At 39.2% G+C, this 16,088-nt stretch carries 16 protein-coding genes; 2 read left to right on the forward strand and 14 right to left on the reverse strand.

The features are described 5' to 3' along the window. Positions 1–4: 4 nt before the first annotated feature. From nrfH to J0M37_02100, 11 genes are all read right to left on the reverse strand, one after another. Positions 5–448 (reverse strand): cytochrome c nitrite reductase small subunit, encoded by a 444-nt coding sequence (gene nrfH / locus J0M37_02050; protein MBN8583849.1) that lies wholly within the window; start codon positions 446–448, stop codon positions 5–7. After that, the gene (locus J0M37_02055) at positions 445–1,515 is read right to left on the reverse strand and encodes a hypothetical protein (protein MBN8583850.1); all 1,071 of its coding nucleotides are present in this window, start codon (positions 1,513–1,515) and stop codon (positions 445–447) included. Before J0M37_02055 ends, nrfH begins: the two co-directional genes overlap by 4 nt. Positions 1,516–1,809: 294 nt before the next feature. Then, on the reverse strand, positions 1,810–2,874 hold the full coding sequence (locus J0M37_02060; GenBank protein MBN8583851.1) for a hypothetical protein: 1,065 nt from the start codon (positions 2,872–2,874) through the stop codon (positions 1,810–1,812). A 223-nt stretch (positions 2,875–3,097) separates the two neighbouring features. Continuing rightward, complete coding sequence (locus tag J0M37_02065) at positions 3,098–3,505, reverse strand: OsmC family protein (protein MBN8583852.1); 408 nt, start codon at positions 3,503–3,505, stop codon at positions 3,098–3,100. Positions 3,506–3,523: 18 nt separating this feature from the next. Then, positions 3,524–4,873, reverse strand: a complete 1,350-nt coding sequence (locus J0M37_02070) for an acetyl-CoA hydrolase/transferase family protein (protein MBN8583853.1) — start codon at positions 4,871–4,873, stop codon at positions 3,524–3,526. Positions 4,874–4,941: 68 nt separating this feature from the next. Next, the gene (locus tag J0M37_02075) at positions 4,942–6,201 is read right to left on the reverse strand and encodes a hypothetical protein (protein ID MBN8583854.1); all 1,260 of its coding nucleotides are present in this window, start codon (positions 6,199–6,201) and stop codon (positions 4,942–4,944) included. 205 nt (positions 6,202–6,406) lie between these two features. Continuing rightward, positions 6,407–6,883 carry a DsrE/DsrF/DrsH-like family protein gene (locus J0M37_02080; GenBank protein ID MBN8583855.1) on the reverse strand — a complete coding sequence of 159 codons (477 nt, stop codon included), beginning with the start codon at positions 6,881–6,883 and terminating at the stop codon, positions 6,407–6,409. A gap of 85 nt (positions 6,884–6,968) precedes the next feature. Further along, positions 6,969–7,298, reverse strand: coding sequence for a TusE/DsrC/DsvC family sulfur relay protein (locus J0M37_02085; GenBank protein ID MBN8583856.1), 330 nt, complete (start codon positions 7,296–7,298; stop codon positions 6,969–6,971). A 1-nt stretch (position 7,299) separates the two neighbouring features. Further along, positions 7,300–8,598, reverse strand: a complete 1,299-nt coding sequence (locus tag J0M37_02090) for an NAD(P)/FAD-dependent oxidoreductase (protein MBN8583857.1) — start codon at positions 8,596–8,598, stop codon at positions 7,300–7,302. Between the two features lie 169 nt (positions 8,599–8,767). Further along, positions 8,768–9,487, reverse strand: coding sequence for a metallophosphoesterase family protein (locus J0M37_02095; protein ID MBN8583858.1), 720 nt, complete (start codon positions 9,485–9,487; stop codon positions 8,768–8,770). A 151-nt stretch (positions 9,488–9,638) separates the two neighbouring features. Next, positions 9,639–10,475 (reverse strand): 2,3,4,5-tetrahydropyridine-2,6-dicarboxylate N-succinyltransferase, encoded by an 837-nt coding sequence (locus J0M37_02100; protein ID MBN8583859.1) that lies wholly within the window; start codon positions 10,473–10,475, stop codon positions 9,639–9,641. A 231-nt stretch (positions 10,476–10,706) separates the two neighbouring features. Between J0M37_02100 and J0M37_02105 the strand changes: the two genes are divergently transcribed. Beyond that, the gene (locus J0M37_02105) at positions 10,707–11,183 is read left to right on the forward strand and encodes a ubiquinol-cytochrome c reductase iron-sulfur subunit (protein MBN8583860.1); all 477 of its coding nucleotides are present in this window, start codon (positions 10,707–10,709) and stop codon (positions 11,181–11,183) included. 78 nt (positions 11,184–11,261) lie between these two features. On the opposite strand, the gene J0M37_02110 is transcribed toward J0M37_02105, so the two are convergent. The 3 genes from J0M37_02110 to J0M37_02120 all read right to left on the reverse strand — a co-directional run bounded on the left by J0M37_02110 (position 11,262) and on the right by J0M37_02120 (position 15,065). Beyond that, positions 11,262–12,164 carry a proline dehydrogenase family protein gene (locus J0M37_02110; protein ID MBN8583861.1) on the reverse strand — a complete coding sequence of 301 codons (903 nt, stop codon included), beginning with the start codon at positions 12,162–12,164 and terminating at the stop codon, positions 11,262–11,264. Between the two features lie 61 nt (positions 12,165–12,225). Next, positions 12,226–12,618, reverse strand: coding sequence for a DUF2203 domain-containing protein (locus tag J0M37_02115; protein MBN8583862.1), 393 nt, complete (start codon positions 12,616–12,618; stop codon positions 12,226–12,228). 5 nt (positions 12,619–12,623) lie between these two features. Next, positions 12,624–15,065 (reverse strand): leucine--tRNA ligase, encoded by a 2,442-nt coding sequence (locus J0M37_02120; protein ID MBN8583863.1) that lies wholly within the window; start codon positions 15,063–15,065, stop codon positions 12,624–12,626. A 144-nt stretch (positions 15,066–15,209) separates the two neighbouring features. Here J0M37_02120 and J0M37_02125 point away from each other — a divergent pair, with 144 nt between their 5' ends. Then, positions 15,210–15,977, forward strand: coding sequence for a CPBP family intramembrane metalloprotease (locus J0M37_02125; GenBank protein ID MBN8583864.1), 768 nt, complete (start codon positions 15,210–15,212; stop codon positions 15,975–15,977). Positions 15,978–16,088: the final 111 nt, after the last annotated feature.

Below are 16,088 nucleotides of genomic sequence, written 5' to 3' on the forward strand. Positions count from 1 at the left end.
AAAATTATTTCATATGTCCAACACTCAAATGGCACGATGTGCATTGTATCTTCGTATCTTCGGTTTCATGGAAAGTTAAATTATGCGTAAGCATATCATGGCAGCGGCGGCAGTTCTCTTCTGCCACTTCCCTGTTCATTTTATTTATCCTGATGGGTTTATGGTAATCATCAGATGTAAAAGCATAGCTGTGATTCCAGCCGTTAATGGCTTTTACAGTGTATTTGCCGATAGTTGTACTAGGAGTGTGGCAGTCATTGCATGTAGCAACAGAACGATGCGAGGATTTTTGCCACGAATAATACTGGTCATTCATTACATGACAGTTTTTGCAGGCTGCAGGGTCATCAAGCATGTAGGAATACCCTTTGGCGTAGTAGAAAGTAGCAGAGCCCAGCCCGACAATAACTCCTATACAAACCGATAATATTAAATATAATTTTATCATTTATATATATAGAAGAATGTCAGCCGAGCCGCAATATCTGAATCTTTTTTAATTTTTGCACTGCTTTTATCTGTGTATGAATTTATCCAGATATTAGGCATTATATGAACTGATGGTATCGGCATATAATCCAGACCTGCAACAATAAAATTTTCTTTGAATCCCGCAGAATCCAGGTTTTTATCAGGATCATATATATCAAATCTGGCGAATGCGTTCAGCTTTGGAGCTTTGCTTTTTTTATCTTTTATCAATGTGCCGTGCGCGTAAAGCGAAATGCCAAATGGATTTACATTACTGTTATTTATACCGGAATTTTTCTTAAGCTGGTTTATAACTTCTGTTCCAATTGTATAAAATGGGGTTTGATATGCAAGCACGCCTTTTAATGTAAGCTTGTTCTTCTCATCAGCAGCGGGTTCATATTCTGTATAAGCTTCTATGTTAAGATTATCAATAGGTTTTGCGTTAAGTGATGCGTAATAATTTTTATACTTATTGTTTTCGGGTTTTGTGCCTGTGCCATTGCCTATCATAACGAAGTAACCGTATTTCATGTTCTTATCGAAGTTTCCTTTTAAGCCAACGCCTATATCAACGGCAGTTGTTAAGCCGCGGAAATCACTGATGGTTTTTTCAACTGAGCGGTAGCCCCACATTTTTTCAGATATTCCCCAGACAAAAGCGGGTGTCGGGAAGTATCCGGCAACAAGGCTTGAGCCGCTGAAAATATTTTTCCACTCAATAAAAGCGGTTTTAATGATAACAGAAAACCTGCCGGTCGTAAGATATTTGTTCCCCCCTTCGAGTGAAAAACCTGCCGTGAAATTATCTGAGAGCGAGTGCTCATAGCTGAAAATTACACGCCTTAAATCAAATGCCTGGTGATCTTTTTTGTAAGGCGAGTATTCGCCTTGTGAGCCGGATGAGTCGCCCTGGACTTTAAAAAAGTAATCGCCGAAAACATACCCTGAAAGCTTGTAAGGTGATTTATCCTGTGAATTTATCGGATTAAAACCGGATGAAAGTACCATTAAAACCATCACAAAAGTCGTTATATTATTCATATTTATCTCCTTAATTATACTCAAAAATACCAAAAATACGGCGCATTTAAATTGACTTAAGTCAATGAATAAGATGATAATTAATTTAGAAAAATGGGTGATTCCCGCCGTCGTTGGTCTTTTGACCAACGACAACTATGTTCAGGATTTTGACGTTGGTGAAAACACCAACGTCGGCTTCATAATTTGTGGATAGCAAGAAGATGGTATTGATAAAGTAATTAATAAAATCGTAACATATAAAATAAAAAGGGGCTATCGCCCCTTTTGTGTTATCCGGTATTTTTTCAAACCTTATTTGAATACAAAATAAAATGTCATTCTGCCAACAACATCGGTTTTGCGCTCTGTTGCCGCGGAATTTTTAGCAGAGTAAGTATTCACCCAAACATTCGGCATAAAGTGAACGTTTTCTATTGGCATGTAATCAAGTCCTGCGGTAATAAAATTTTCTTTGTAGCCTGTTGAATCATTTTTTGTATCAGGGTTATACATATCATATCTTGCAAACACGTTAAGTATGGGCTTATTTTCCCTGCCAAGAAGGTTGCCCCAAACAAACGCGCTTATACCAAATGGCACGGCGTCAATATCTTTGCCGCCTGCATTTTTCTGTGTTTGCTGAAACGCTTCAACTCCAAAATTGAATTTTTCGTATGTATATCCTATGAAACCTTTTAACGTTGTTTTATTTTTATCATCAGCAGCAGGTTCATAGTCTCCGTAAACTTCCATCTGCAAACCCTTTACAGGCTTTGCATATAGTGTACCGTAATATTTTTTATATTTATTGAACTCCGGCTTCTGACCGTTCCCGTTCCCTATCATTAAGCCGAACCCGTAGTTGCCTGCTTTATCAAATTTACCGCGCGCGCTGACACCAAGATCGCTGGCTGATCCCAGTCCGCGCATATCAATTATGGTTTTTTCAACTGAGCGGTAGTTCCATGCCTTCTCATTCAGAGCCCAGCTCCATGTTGGTGTTGGTACAAGCCCAATTGCAAAGCTCATTTTTTCAAACGCCTTCCATTCAACAAATGCTGTTTTGATAAATATTCCAAGTCTTGTACTGGTTAAGATCTTATCATTGCCTTCAAGCAAAAACTGTGAGCTGAACTTATCGTTAAATGTGTAATCATACCCTAAATACGCCCTGCGTATTTCAAATCCCTGGTATGAATTCGGGTAAGCTGAATATTGAGTAGAGCCGCCGGTTGAATCACCCGAGCCTTTAAAAAAATAATCGCCGAATACATACCCCCACACTTTACCGCCGGTTTCAACCGTCTTTTTATCCTGCGCTAAAGCGCCGGATGCGGTAAAGCACACAGCCAAAATCAGTAAAATCAGTTTATTCATTTTATAGTTTTATTTGATTAGTGTTAAAAACTTAATATTTAAAGTAAAATTATAGTTAAGTCATTAAAATATTGTAAAATTTATATTAAGATTTCATTAAGAAAAAACCCCCGAAACATCCAAATATCAGGATATTACGGGGGCTGGCTGTGTTTACCTTTCGGTAAGCGAAATTATTATTGTTTTCTTCACTAAATCTTAACCAAACGGGTTAATATTGAGTTCATTTGTTCAGATTATATGAAGAAGTTATTTCTGAAGATTTGCTGAGCATTGCATGCACCCTGCAGTATTTTTCTTCACTTAAGCTGATAGCCCTTTCGATCAATTGTTCATCCAGCTCAGTGCCGGTAAAATTATAAGTTACATGAATTTTACTGAAAATATTAGGATGACCGCCCGATTCTTCGGCAGTAACATCAACCCAGAATTTATCGATCTTCTTCCTTGCCTTACCAATTATAAGTACGCAATCCATCATAGTGCATCCTGCAAGCGCCTGCAGCAGAAGCTGCGCGGGCGAAGCTGCTGTTGCGTTCTCACCGGAATCCATCATTACAGTTTTTCCGTTATCGGTCTTACCTTCAAGCCTGTAGCCTTCAAGCCAGTCAACTCTTGCTGTTTTTGTCATTTTATAATCCGCAATTTATCAGATATATTTCTTTTCTTTTGCAGCCTTTTCAATTTCTTCACGGAACTTGGGATGAGCTACGCTGATTAAAGCGTGCACTCTTTCTCTCACATTCATTCCATGCAGGTCAACTGCTCCGTATTCAGTAACTATCCAGTGAACGTCGCCGCGTGATGTTGTGACACCGGCTCCTTCTTCAAGCCTTGGTACAATTCTCGAGATAGTTCCTTTCTTGGCTGTTGATTGCAGCGCAATTATCGGCTTGCCGCCTTTGGATCTGGCAGCTCCGCGGATAAAATCAACCTGTCCGCCGAAACCACTGTAAAAATTATAACCTATCGAGTCAGAACATACCTGTCCGGTCATATCAACCTGCAGGCATGAATTTATTGCTATCATCTTATCGTTACGTGCAATTGTGAACGGATCATTTACAAATTCAGTAGTTCTCATTTCCACAAAAGGATTTTCGTGGATATATTCAAACAGCTTATGAGAACCCAGTACAAATGAAGTTACCATTTTTCCGCGCAGCAGTGATTTTTTATCACAATTAATCACACCGCTTTCAATAAGCGGAATTGCGCCATCGCTGAACATTTCTGTATGAATACCAAGGTCTTTCCTGTCGCCAAGCCTTGCCAGCACCGCATCAGGAATAGCGCCGATACCCATTTGCAAAGTTGAGCCGTCTTCAATAAGATCTGCGATATTCTGTCCAATTTTTTCAAATACCAATGTTTCTTCGGGATCTTTTTCAGCGTGCATACCGGGAAGCTCCTGCAGCGGCTGCTCGTATTCAAATGCAAAATCAATATCATTGATATGAATAAAGCTGTCGCCGTGCACTCTTGGCATCATCGGGTTTATCTGTGCAATTACATATTTCGCAACATGAACGGCAGCCTTGGTGCAATCAACCGCTACACCCATGCTGCAGAATCCGTGCATATCAGGCGGTGAAACCTGGATAAACACCACATCAACCTTATGTTTCGTATCATGCTGTATAAGCCTTGGTATTTCGCTTAAAAATATCGGCATAAAATCAGCTTTGCCTTGATTTACATGTTTTCTTGTGTTGCCTCCAAGGAAAAATCCGTTATGCCTGAAGTGTCCTTCCATTTCAGGTTTCATATACGGCGCTTCACCGAAAACCATCAGGTGGCAAAGCTCAACATCATGCAGCTCGGGCGCGCGTTCAACCATCGCTTCTACAAGCTTCTGTGGGTATGCGCAGCCGGACTGAATATATATCCTGTCGTTTGATTTAATAACTTTTACTGCTTCTTCGGGGGTTACATACTTTTTCGAGTATTTCTCCTTCGTTCTGTTCGATTGTTCTTTAATTTTGTTTAACACAGCCATTTTCTCCTGTTACAATATAAATATATAAATTGTATAATATGTTTTTGTGAATCTAAAATTACTATAGATTATTTCTTTTCACGTTCATCAAAAAAGTCACCAAGCTTGAACCTTGCATTTACAAACGCTGTTATCACGCCGAACTTACCGCTTTGGGTTTTTGAAAGCCTGACTGAAGGACCGAAAGCGAATGCATTCAATGCAAATCCTTCACCTATATTTGAGACCATTACTTCAAGCAATATCTGAAAGTTTCTTATCTTTTTCAGTGTAATATTGGTTCTGAAATCGAATACTGCGCCTGCCAAACGGCTTTCACGGGTGATAAGACCGATATTCATCTCATTGGCGTAATAAGCCGCGTATACCTGTGTGCGGGTAGAACCGAACATCCTGAACGGGTAACGGAATTCAGCGTTAAGATAAGTTCCGCGCATTACATTGTTCGGCATTGGCTTGGCAGAATCACCATTCTCAAAAAAAGTGTTCGGCGGTCCGTATGCACCTGTAGTATATTTTCCGTATTTGATATCGCTTAAAACGCCTACTTCCAGAAAGTTTCCAAGCGGTATTACATAAGTAAGCTCAATTGCCCTGAGCGGTGAAAAAATGTTATTGTACTGCTTCCAGGGATAATTATCGCCCGTTTCGGGATTGTATGCATGAGTGTTCAGGTTATCAATGGTAGTATTGTAATTTATACTAACTCCTATGATGTTCATACCAACACTTACAAGATCACTTTCAAAAGGCGCACTGTATTTATTTCCGATACCAAAAGTAAAACCGATAGATCTTTTTATCGGTATACCAAGCTTTTCACCGCCAAAAAGCTGAAAGTAAGGATTAATATAAGCTGTTGTGCTTCTTATCGTTCTTTCTTTTTTGGGCGGAGCAACAAATTCCTTTATCTTAATCTGCCTGATAACATCAAGAAAAACGCTTGCATAATCCAGGCGTTTTGCGTTTAAATTTTCCTTGTTCGTTCCGGTCCAGTTAATAAGCCCGTCCTGTACTTTTTTTGAAAGCTGGCTCCAGGCATATCTTTGTGCAGCAGGATCGGATTCATCACCAAGCACTACAAACTGGTTCTGAGCATTTGCATCACTCAGGTTAACTACTATGGTATAGCTTTCGAGCTTGGGCTCAATTCCCATATCATCCTGACCGATGATAAAAATACTGTCATCTTCAGCCCGGGCATAAATTTTAAAATATTTCCAGGTTCTGGGATTATCCGGGTCATCTTCCTGCTGGCTGTAGCCAACACCTGTAAATACTGAAACTGTAAAAATCAAAAGGGCAAAAAATCTAAATAAGGAGTTCATCTTCATATTATTAATTATGTAAAAGTTAAAAAATTCGGCACTGCAAACCGGGTTCCTTCGGAAAACTGAATTTTTAAAAGAGCGCTATAAAGGAAGGCTTGCAATATTTTCTTGATTCAAAATTACACCGTAAATACGTTAGAAGTTAGTATATTTTATACTATAATAGTGTAATTAAATATATTACAAGTTTAAAATTTTAAACTTAAGTAAATATTATACTTGCGCCGGCAGATTTTTCATAAAAATCACCAACAGTAATAATTTCATCAACCTGTTTGCAAAAATCATCTTTCTTCAGGTGAAACATATCAACCGAAGCCTTGCAGGCGTAAATATTGCAGCCTGCGTCATGTATCATTTCCAAAAATTCCCTTACCGGGGGAATATCTATCTTTTCCATCTCTTTTTCCATCATATGCGTTGCCAACGCGCTCATTCCGGGCAGTGAACCAATAAGTGTCGGCATATGCATTGCGGGATTCCCCACTGTCGCAACTTTTAGGTGATCCATCTTCTTTTTTATTATTGCTTCCATACCGAAGAAAGTAAAGAACAAATTAGCTTCAATGCCTTCCATTCTCGCGCCATTTGCCATTATCAGCCCGGGATAAACTCCTTCAAGCGATCCCTTTGAAACTATAATAGATACTTTTTTAATTGGTTCGTAATTATTTTCCATGACTTTAGTTTCTGTTAGAAAATCATCTTTTGTGCTTTTTTGAATGTCACATCACATTTCACGTTTCACGTTTGACGTTTCACGTTTAAATGCATCCTTTTGGTTTTGGCAAGCCTGCTATTCTTGCGGCTTTTTTTGCAGGTCCTTTTGGGAACAGAGCATAAAGAGTTTTAGTATCAACTCCGCTTTCTTTTGTAAGCTTTCTTATAGAAGGAGCATCACCTGATTCAGAATACACTTTTCTCATATAATTTATAACCTGCCAGTGTTTATCTGTCAGCTCATCTATTCCCTCTTCCTTTGCCAGCTCCCTGGCTATTTCTTCATTCCAGTCACTTAAGTTTACAAGATTGCCGTCTGCATCAATAGCCAGTGTCTTTCCCAATATTACAATTTCTGCTGCTGCGGTTGACATTTTATATTCCTCCTGAGAGTTTTGTTATTTGCTGTTCATCTGTTACAAATTCATTCTGCGAAAAATGCTCGTCCAGAATTTTCCCTTTCAAGCTCATTAAAGGTCCCATAGGCAATTCTTTACCTTTAAGAAGCACATTCCAGTAAACCCATTTAAACATCAGCTTTCCTAAATGATTTGTTCTGGATTCTTTGAGAAGTGAAAACGGTCCAAAGTGCGCAAGCGGGAATTTACCCGGCATTGGTTCAACATCGTAATTAAAATCAATTAAAAATGCCCTGCCGTGGCCTGATTCAATAAAACAGTTTGCATGACCATCAAACTTTGCTGCAAGCGGCATGGCATTTATATAACTTAAAATATTTTCGGTTAAAATTTCTGAAGCAAAGTGCGCTACTGAACCTGCTTTGCTGGCAGGAATATTTGAGGCATCGCCAATTACAAATACATTCTTATGAGCAAGTGATTGAAGAGTAAATTTATCAGTTGGCACAAAATTCAGTTCATCACCCAAACCGCTTGTTTCAATATAGTCGGCGCCTTTATTTGTGGGTACAGTTACCAGCAGGTCAAATTCAATTTCTCTCTCATCCCATGAAACAAGCTTTTTCTCATCGTTATCAATTCTTGCGGTATTGAACTCAGCTTCAAGCTCTATGCTTTTATCATCAAGGTAATGACCCAAAACCTCGGCGCATTTATGTTTTGTAAACGCTTCAGCAAGTGGAGTTACATATGTAATATGAACTTTTTCACGGATACCCCTGTCTTCAAAAAATGCATCGGCAAGAAATGCGAATTCAAGCGGAGCAACCGGACACTTTATCGGCATTTCCGTAATATTGATGACTAATTTTCCGCCTTCCCAGTTTTTGAATTTTTCTGCCAGGGCAAGCGAGCCTTCGAGTGTATAAAAATCAAATATATCTTTGTACCAAAGCTTATCATTTAATCCTTCGGTTTCCTCAGGCGCAGTTCTTGAACCGGTTGCGATAATAAGTATATCATAATCAAGTATAATACCATTGGTAAGGTGAACTTTATTGAATTCAGGCAGTACTTTAAAGATCTCTGATTCTATCATATCATACCCGTCTGGGAAGAACTGTTTTTTGGGTTTTACTACATCTTTTTTAGAATAGACCCCGAACGGTATCAATAAAAAGCCGGGCTGATAGTAATGATCTTTCTCATTATCAACTATTGTTATTTTCCACGTACTTTTATCAAGCTTTTGATAAAGCTTGTTAAGCATCATAGTGCCTGCTGTTCCTGCCCCTAAGATCACCAGATTTTTCATTTGAGTATTCACCTTATCTTACTATACAAAATTACGCCTATCAGTGATTGTACCAAATGATATATATCAATGGTTCTTATGATAATAGTCATAACCTATATAATTAATTTACAGAAGCTTAGAAATGAATTGTGGTGATGTTGGGATTTTTGGAGTACGTAATTAAATCCTAATTACCTGTAAGGATCCTTTGAGCCAGGAAAACAGGTAATCCCTCTTTGTATATCTTTATGCTTGCGGAGCTTCTGTCATAATCAGCTCGAATATTCGAGTACCTGTATTCTTCAGTATCGAAAAAACCAAATGAAAGCCTGTTGTTTTTATCTCTGGGCTGGCCAACACTGCCAACATTTATAATATACCGGCTGCCGGTTTTTAATTTACCTTCTACAGCAGGCGCAGCTTCGCTGCCTGAGTTTTCAAATATCCGCGGTATGTGGGAGTGACCGATGAAACAAATTTTTTCTGTGAATGCACCGAAGTTAGTTACAGCGGCTTCTTCGTTCAATACATATTTGTAGTTTGCAGGTTCAAACGGACAGGCATGAACGAAGAGTAAATTATTTTCACTGTGTGTAAACGGAAGGGTCTTAATATACTCCAGGTTTTCAGGATGCAGTATTCCCCTTGTATGAACTGAAGATATCCTTGCAAACTCCCTGAATCTCTCTGAAATATACTGATGAAACTGCGCTTCATCGTGATTACCGAGAATTACTACATCGCAGTTATTTTTAATTAATGATATCACTTCGTTCGGCTGCGCGCAGTAATCTACAAGGTCACCCAGGCAGATGATGCGGTCTGCTTTTAATTTTTCAATTTCCCTTAAGCAGGCTTCGGCTGCTTCAAGGTTTGCGTGTATATCTGATATGATCGCGTATTTCAAAATTTAGTTGGGTTATACAATTTGATTATGCAAAGATAGAAATGTCTATGCCACCTTAGTTTAATTTAAATTCAATTTTGTTTCACTTTCGCCTTAGTAAGCGAAGCGAGAGATGGTTTGTCATTTGAGCTTTGACATTTGTCATTTTGACCTATCTAAGACTCTCTTCCAGAGCAGTCCCTGCATCGGTTTTTTCATCGCGGTATTTTATTATCATCGGAGTGTAAACCGATAAATGATTTTCCATGCCGAACTGGTTTGCCAGCGGGCGTGAGCCCGCAACTACAACAGCGCCTTCGGGAATAACAAGAGGCTCATCTTTAGTTTTGCGGTAGATTTTTCCTTTAACAGTATCATATACAGGTGTTGATCCTGTGATAATACATCCTGCCCCTATCACTGCTCTTTTCTGCACAATTGTGCCTTCATATATTCCGCTGTTGCCGCCTATCATTACTTCATCTTCTATTATAACGGGTACTGAATTTATTGGCTCAAGCACTCCTCCTATCTGCGCTGCCGCGGAAAGATGTATCTTTTTACCTAATTGCGCGCATGAGCCAACTAGCGCATGTGAATCAATTAGCGAGTTATCATCAACATAAGCGCCAATATTTATATACATTGGCGGCATACAAATTACACCTTTACCAATATATGCGCCGGTTCTTATAGATGATCCCCCCGGCACTATCCTTACGGCATCATTCAGCTTCAAAGGTTTAATGGGCAAAGTATCCTTATCAAAAAACAGCATCTGCCGGTAAATTGACATATCCTTGTTCTTGCCGAGCCTGAATCCAAGCAGTATGCCTTTTTTAACCCATGTGTTGGCTTTCCACGTGCCGTTGGTTTTTTCTGCACTGCGCACAGTGCCGTTGTTGAGCAGCTTAACCATTTCCTTAAACGCTGCCATTGCTTTCTTTTTTTCGGCAGCTTTAATCTCACCTGCTGAAAAGTATTTTTCGATATCCTGCTCTAAACTCATATATATTTTCGTTTTGAATTTATTCTGTAATTTTGCAAAATACCTGTATTTTTAACGTTTTTCAATTGAAACCATATAATCTCAATGAAAAATTAGCTTATAACTCAATAAAACACATTTAATTGCAAATAATTGTAACATTAATGTAAATATATTGAATGTTTAATAATGATACTGTAATTTTAAATATTAAAATTGTAAAAGGGTAAAACTATAAAGGAGCAAAATTTCATGTCAGGCAAATTATCAAGAAGAGATTTTATAAAGCGTTCAGCGGTTGGTGTAATAGCCTCCGGCGCGATGCTTTCAAGTATAAATATTTCCGCATTCACTAAAGCAGCAGCAGCTTCAAAGGCAGTGTTCCGCAAAACAGGTGATGATATTGTAGTAAAGCTTTCAGAAAATGCAGCGCTCACAAAAACAGGCGGCAGTGTTAAGATAAACGATGAGCTTATGCTTATTAGGAATTCTGAAACAACCTTTTTGGCTATCAGAACAATTTGCACACACAAAGGCTGTGATGTTGAGCTTGAAGGTGATAAATTCGTTTGTCCATGCCACGGCTCTGAATTTTCATTAACAGGAAAAGTTGAAACAGGTCCCGCAAAGGATAACCTGAAAACATTTGAAACAATTTTTGATTCCGATAAAGGCACGGTTACAATAAAAACCGATGGTGCCGATAAAAAGGAAGAAAAAAGCAATTAGGTTTTACGTTACTGATAAATAACAAAGGCTGTATCATTTAAATGATACAGCCTTTTTGTTTATTCAAAATTTTTCCTGTTACTTACCACCGTTCAAAATACTTTTTACAACATAACCTGCCATCTGCGGATTTTCCTTAAAGCGCCTGATCGAATACTGGTACCAATGAGTACCGAACGGAATATAAATCCGCATACGGTGACCGTCCTTAACTATCTTATCGCGCATACCTTCTCTTACTCCCAGCAGCATCTGAAATTCATACCGGTCTTTTGGTTTTTTAAGCTCATCAATAAGCTTATACGCGCCATCAACAAGGTATTCATCGTGTGTAGCAATTCCAACGTATGAATCCTTTTCAAGCATGAGCCTTAAAATTTTCAGAAAGTTATCACGGACCTCCTGTCTTTCTTTAAAAGCAATTTCCTCAGGCTCAATATAAATTCCTTTGCAAAGCCTGAAGTTTGTTCCGCTTTCTATCAGCTTTGCGGCATCATCATAGGTCCGCCGTAAGTAAGCCTGCAGCACAATGCCGCAGTTGCTGTATGTCTTTCTTGCTTCGGTAAATACCCAAATTGTATCATCTGTCACACTTGAATCTTCCATATCTATGCGCACGAAGATATTATGCTCCTTCGCTTTTGCGAATATTTCCTTCACATTGCTTAAGCAGAATTCCCTGTCAATTTTTAATCCAAGTGATGTCAGCTTAATTGACTGGTTTGAATTAAGGGAATGTTTCTTGATCGCACTAAGCACTTCGAGGCATTCATTTTTTGAGCGTGTTGCATCTTCCTTTTCAAATACATCCTCGCCAAGCACATCTATGGTTCCCATAATGCCTTTGGCATTAAGCTTCTCTGATGTTATTACTGCATGACCCAGTGTTTCACCGGCAATATATCGGTTCGCGAATCTTCTCACTATTGCTTTTGGAACAAGCGGCAGGGTGCCGACGACTAACTTATTAATTATACCCATATATTTTTGTTTCTCATTTGTATTAATAAAAAAGGGAACAAAAAAGCTGCTCCCTTAAACTCTATAACTCACTGATATTTCTTCTTCCTGTAAACCCGTCGGGGATAGTATGCCACCAGTTGATATCACCTTCACCGAACTTCCAGCATAAATAAACTTCCTCGCCGTTATTGCGGATATGAGGGAAGTCCACCAGTCCCCTGTCAATTCCTTTTACCATTACCCCGTCATCATTAAGCTTCCGTAAAATATCTATCAGCCTGTCCATTTCTTCAGGGAAAGCGCTTTTGCCGTTGGGTCCCGAACCGCCCAGGTATGAATGGCTGTATACATCATATCCCTTCTGGTCAAGCCTGCGCTTAAGGTTTATCATCTCTTCAATATCACCCTTAATGCTGTCCAGCTTATCATTGGCTTCTTCAAGCGTAAAATGTATGATGTGCTGATAATTCATGTTACTTATTTTACCACAATATTTACTAGCTTATTTTTTACAACAATTTCCTTCACTATCTGCTTGCCTTCAATGTATGATCTTATCTTCTCATCATTTTTCATCATCTCCAGCAGCTTTTCATCAGGTGTATCGGTTTCTGCTTCTATCCTTGATCTTACCTTCCCGTTTATCTGCCCAATAACTGTTACAACATTTTTCTGTACTTTAGCGGGGTTATATTCAGGCCATGGCTCAAAGGAAATGGTTGAATCATTACCCAGCCTGTTCCACAGCTCTTCTGCAAGGTGAGGCGCAAACGGAGCCAGCAGCTTTATCAATGTAACAACAAGCTCCTTCGGTATTGTTTCAAGACGCGAAATTTCATTAACATATATCATCAGCTCACTTACGCAGGTATTGAACTTCATATCCATATCTTCAATATCTTCGGTGACCTTCATGATTGTTCTGTGCATAACTCTCTCAGCATCACCTTCGGGTCTGGCATCAGTTATCTTCGCATTAATTCCGCCTTCTTCATTAACAACAAGCCTCCATATTTTATTCAGGAAACGGTAAACCCCTTCAATGCCCTTGGTTGACCACGGCTTTGTTGCCGAAAGCGGACCAAGGAACATTTCAAACAGCCTTAATGAATCAGCCCCGTAGCCGTTAATCACATCATCGGGATTAACAACATTACCCCGGCTTTTTGACATTTTGTTTGAATCTTCGCCAAGTATCATACCCTGGTGAAACAGCCTTACAAATGGCTCACGTGTAGAAACGTAACCAAGATCGAACAGCACTTTGTGCCAGAACCTTGCGTACAGCAAATGCAGAACGGCATGTTCAGCTCCGCCTAAATACAGGTTAACAGGCATCCAGTATTTTTCAGCTTCTTTGTTTACAAATTCCTTATCATTATTGGGGTCAAGGAACCTTAAGTAATACCAGCATGAACCTGCCCATTGCGGCATCGTATTGGTTTCACGCTTTGCCGGCTTGCCTGTTTCAGGATCGGTAGTATTGACCCATTCGCTTATCCCTGCCAGCGGACTCTCACCCGTTCCAATGGTTTTATAATTTTCAACTTCGGGCAGCATCACAGGAAGCTCATCTTCGGGCAGTAATTTTACTGTGCCGTCTTCAAGGTGGATAATAGGGAAAGGTTCACCCCAGAATCTTTGGCGAGAAAACAGCCAGTCGCGCAGCTTATATTGAACTGTACCTTTTCCCAGTCCTTTGGCTTCCAGCCACTCAATTACTTTTTTCTTTGCCTTTTCGGTTTTAAGACCGTTAATGAAATCAGAGTTCACAGCTACACCTTCTGAACTGAAGGCTTCTTTTGTGATATCGCTTGTTTCATTGCCTGCAGGCTTTACAACATCAATTATGGGAATATGGTACTTAGTAGCAAATTCCCAGTCACGCTCATCGTGTGCCGGCACTGCCATAATAGCTCCGGTACCATAGCCCATCAGTACGTAATCACTTATCCATATCGGTATTTCAGCATTGTTAACCGGGTTAACTGCATATGCTCCGGTGAACACACCTGATTTTTCCTTCTCCAGAGCCTGGCGCTCAAGATCAGATTTATGTTTTGCGTTTTCCTTGTATATTTCAACTGCGGTTTTACACTCTGCTGTTGTTATCTTATCCACCAGCGGATGCTCAGGCGCCAGCACCATGTATGTTGCGCCCCACAGTGTATCAGGACGAGTGGTGAAAACTTCAATATTTACCCCGCCTAAATCCTCCCCCGCTATCCTGAAAGTTACTTTTGCGCCTTCAGATTTTCCTATCCAGTTACGCTGCATTTCTTTTGTACTCTCAGGCCAGTCCAGCATATCAAGATCAATAAGTAATCTTTCGGCATATTCGGTAATTTTCAGCATCCATTGCTTCATGGGCCTGCGTACTACAGTATATCCTTTTTCGATCTGCTCAGGCACTTCTTCGTTTGCAAGAACAGTGCCAAGCTCAGGGCACCAGTTCACGGGAATTTCAGCCTGGTAAGCCAGCCCTTTTTTGTAAAGCTGCATAAAGATCCACTGAGTCCATTTATAATATTTCGGATCAATTGTTGCGATCTCTCTTGTCCAGTCAATTGAAAGTCCGATTGATTTAAGCTGCCGCTTAAAATTTTCAATGCTTTTTTGAGTTGTGATGCGCGGATGTATCCCTGTTTTTATAGCGAACTGTTCAGCGGGTAAGCCAAAGGCGTCCCATCCCATTGGATGAAGTACATTAAAGCCTTTCATCCTTTTATACCGGGCAATAATATCTGTTGCTGTATAACCTTCGGGGTGTCCAACGTGCAAACCATCGCTTGAAGGATACGGAAAGAAATCCAGTACGTAATACTTGGGTTTTGTGTGATCTATTTCTGCGGCAAAGGTTTTGTTTTTATCCCAAAATTCCTGCCATTTTTTCTCAATTTCTGTAAAATTATACTTCATATCTTACAAAATTACTAATTTGTAATCTAATAATCAGTGGAAATATGATTCTATAAAATACTGTTTTGAATCAAATTTATTTGCTAATTTACAGTTTACTGATATTTTTTGCTGATATATTTTAATTCATAACAATTATTATTTATGGAAAAAAATACTTCGACTGAAATTTTCAGAAACAAAAGTTTAATCCTTATAATTGCCGGTTATATAATATTATACGGTACTTTTGAACTGACAGCCAAATTAACCGGCGATACTATAAACCCTTTAAATGCGCTTCTTATTTCTGTATGTGTACTTATTGCAGCTGCAATAGCTGAAGTATTGTTGTTTAAGACCGGGATTTCAGACCTGGTAAAAATTCTTGGTTTAGGAAAACCCGGCAGTAAAGCAATTATAACATCTCTTATAATTACACTACTTCTGTTTTTATGTTATCCTTTGATAACAATGCTTACGGGATACAACTTCTCTATACCTAAAAACTGGATATGGCTTGCCATCGGAGTATTTGTATTACATGGGATAGCGGAAGAAGTATTGTACCGCGGGTTTTTATTCCGCCGCCTGCGCGAAGGAAGAAGCTTTTGGAAAGCAGCATGGCTAGCTGTAATTTTATTTTCAGTTGCGCATATTCCAATTATTATAAACCAGGGGTTGCTTGTTGGGGGAATGGCAGTTTTGCTGGCGGTCGTTTCATCATTTCCTTTTTCATATTTGTATGAAAAAGGAGGGAACACTATTTGGGCACCGGCTATTGTTCACGCTGCAATTGATACAATAATTCCTGTGCTTGCTGCAGGTCCTATGGATGAGAGGGCAACACTTGCTGTTACACTCTGGATGGCTGCTTCTATGATTATTCCATATATATCGTTTTTGATACTTAAGAAGAAAATGGCAGTGTGATTAATAATCATTAGTCCATATTACATACTACAAAACCTTCAAAATGAATTTTATTTAAGCATTCATATAGCTAAATTTGCAGGCAGTTTATAACCTGTTCACAGTACTAAA

The sequence above is a fragment of the Ignavibacteria bacterium genome (genome assembly GCA_017303675.1).
GTDB lineage: Bacteria > Bacteroidota > Ignavibacteria > Tepidaquicellales > OLB5 > OLB5.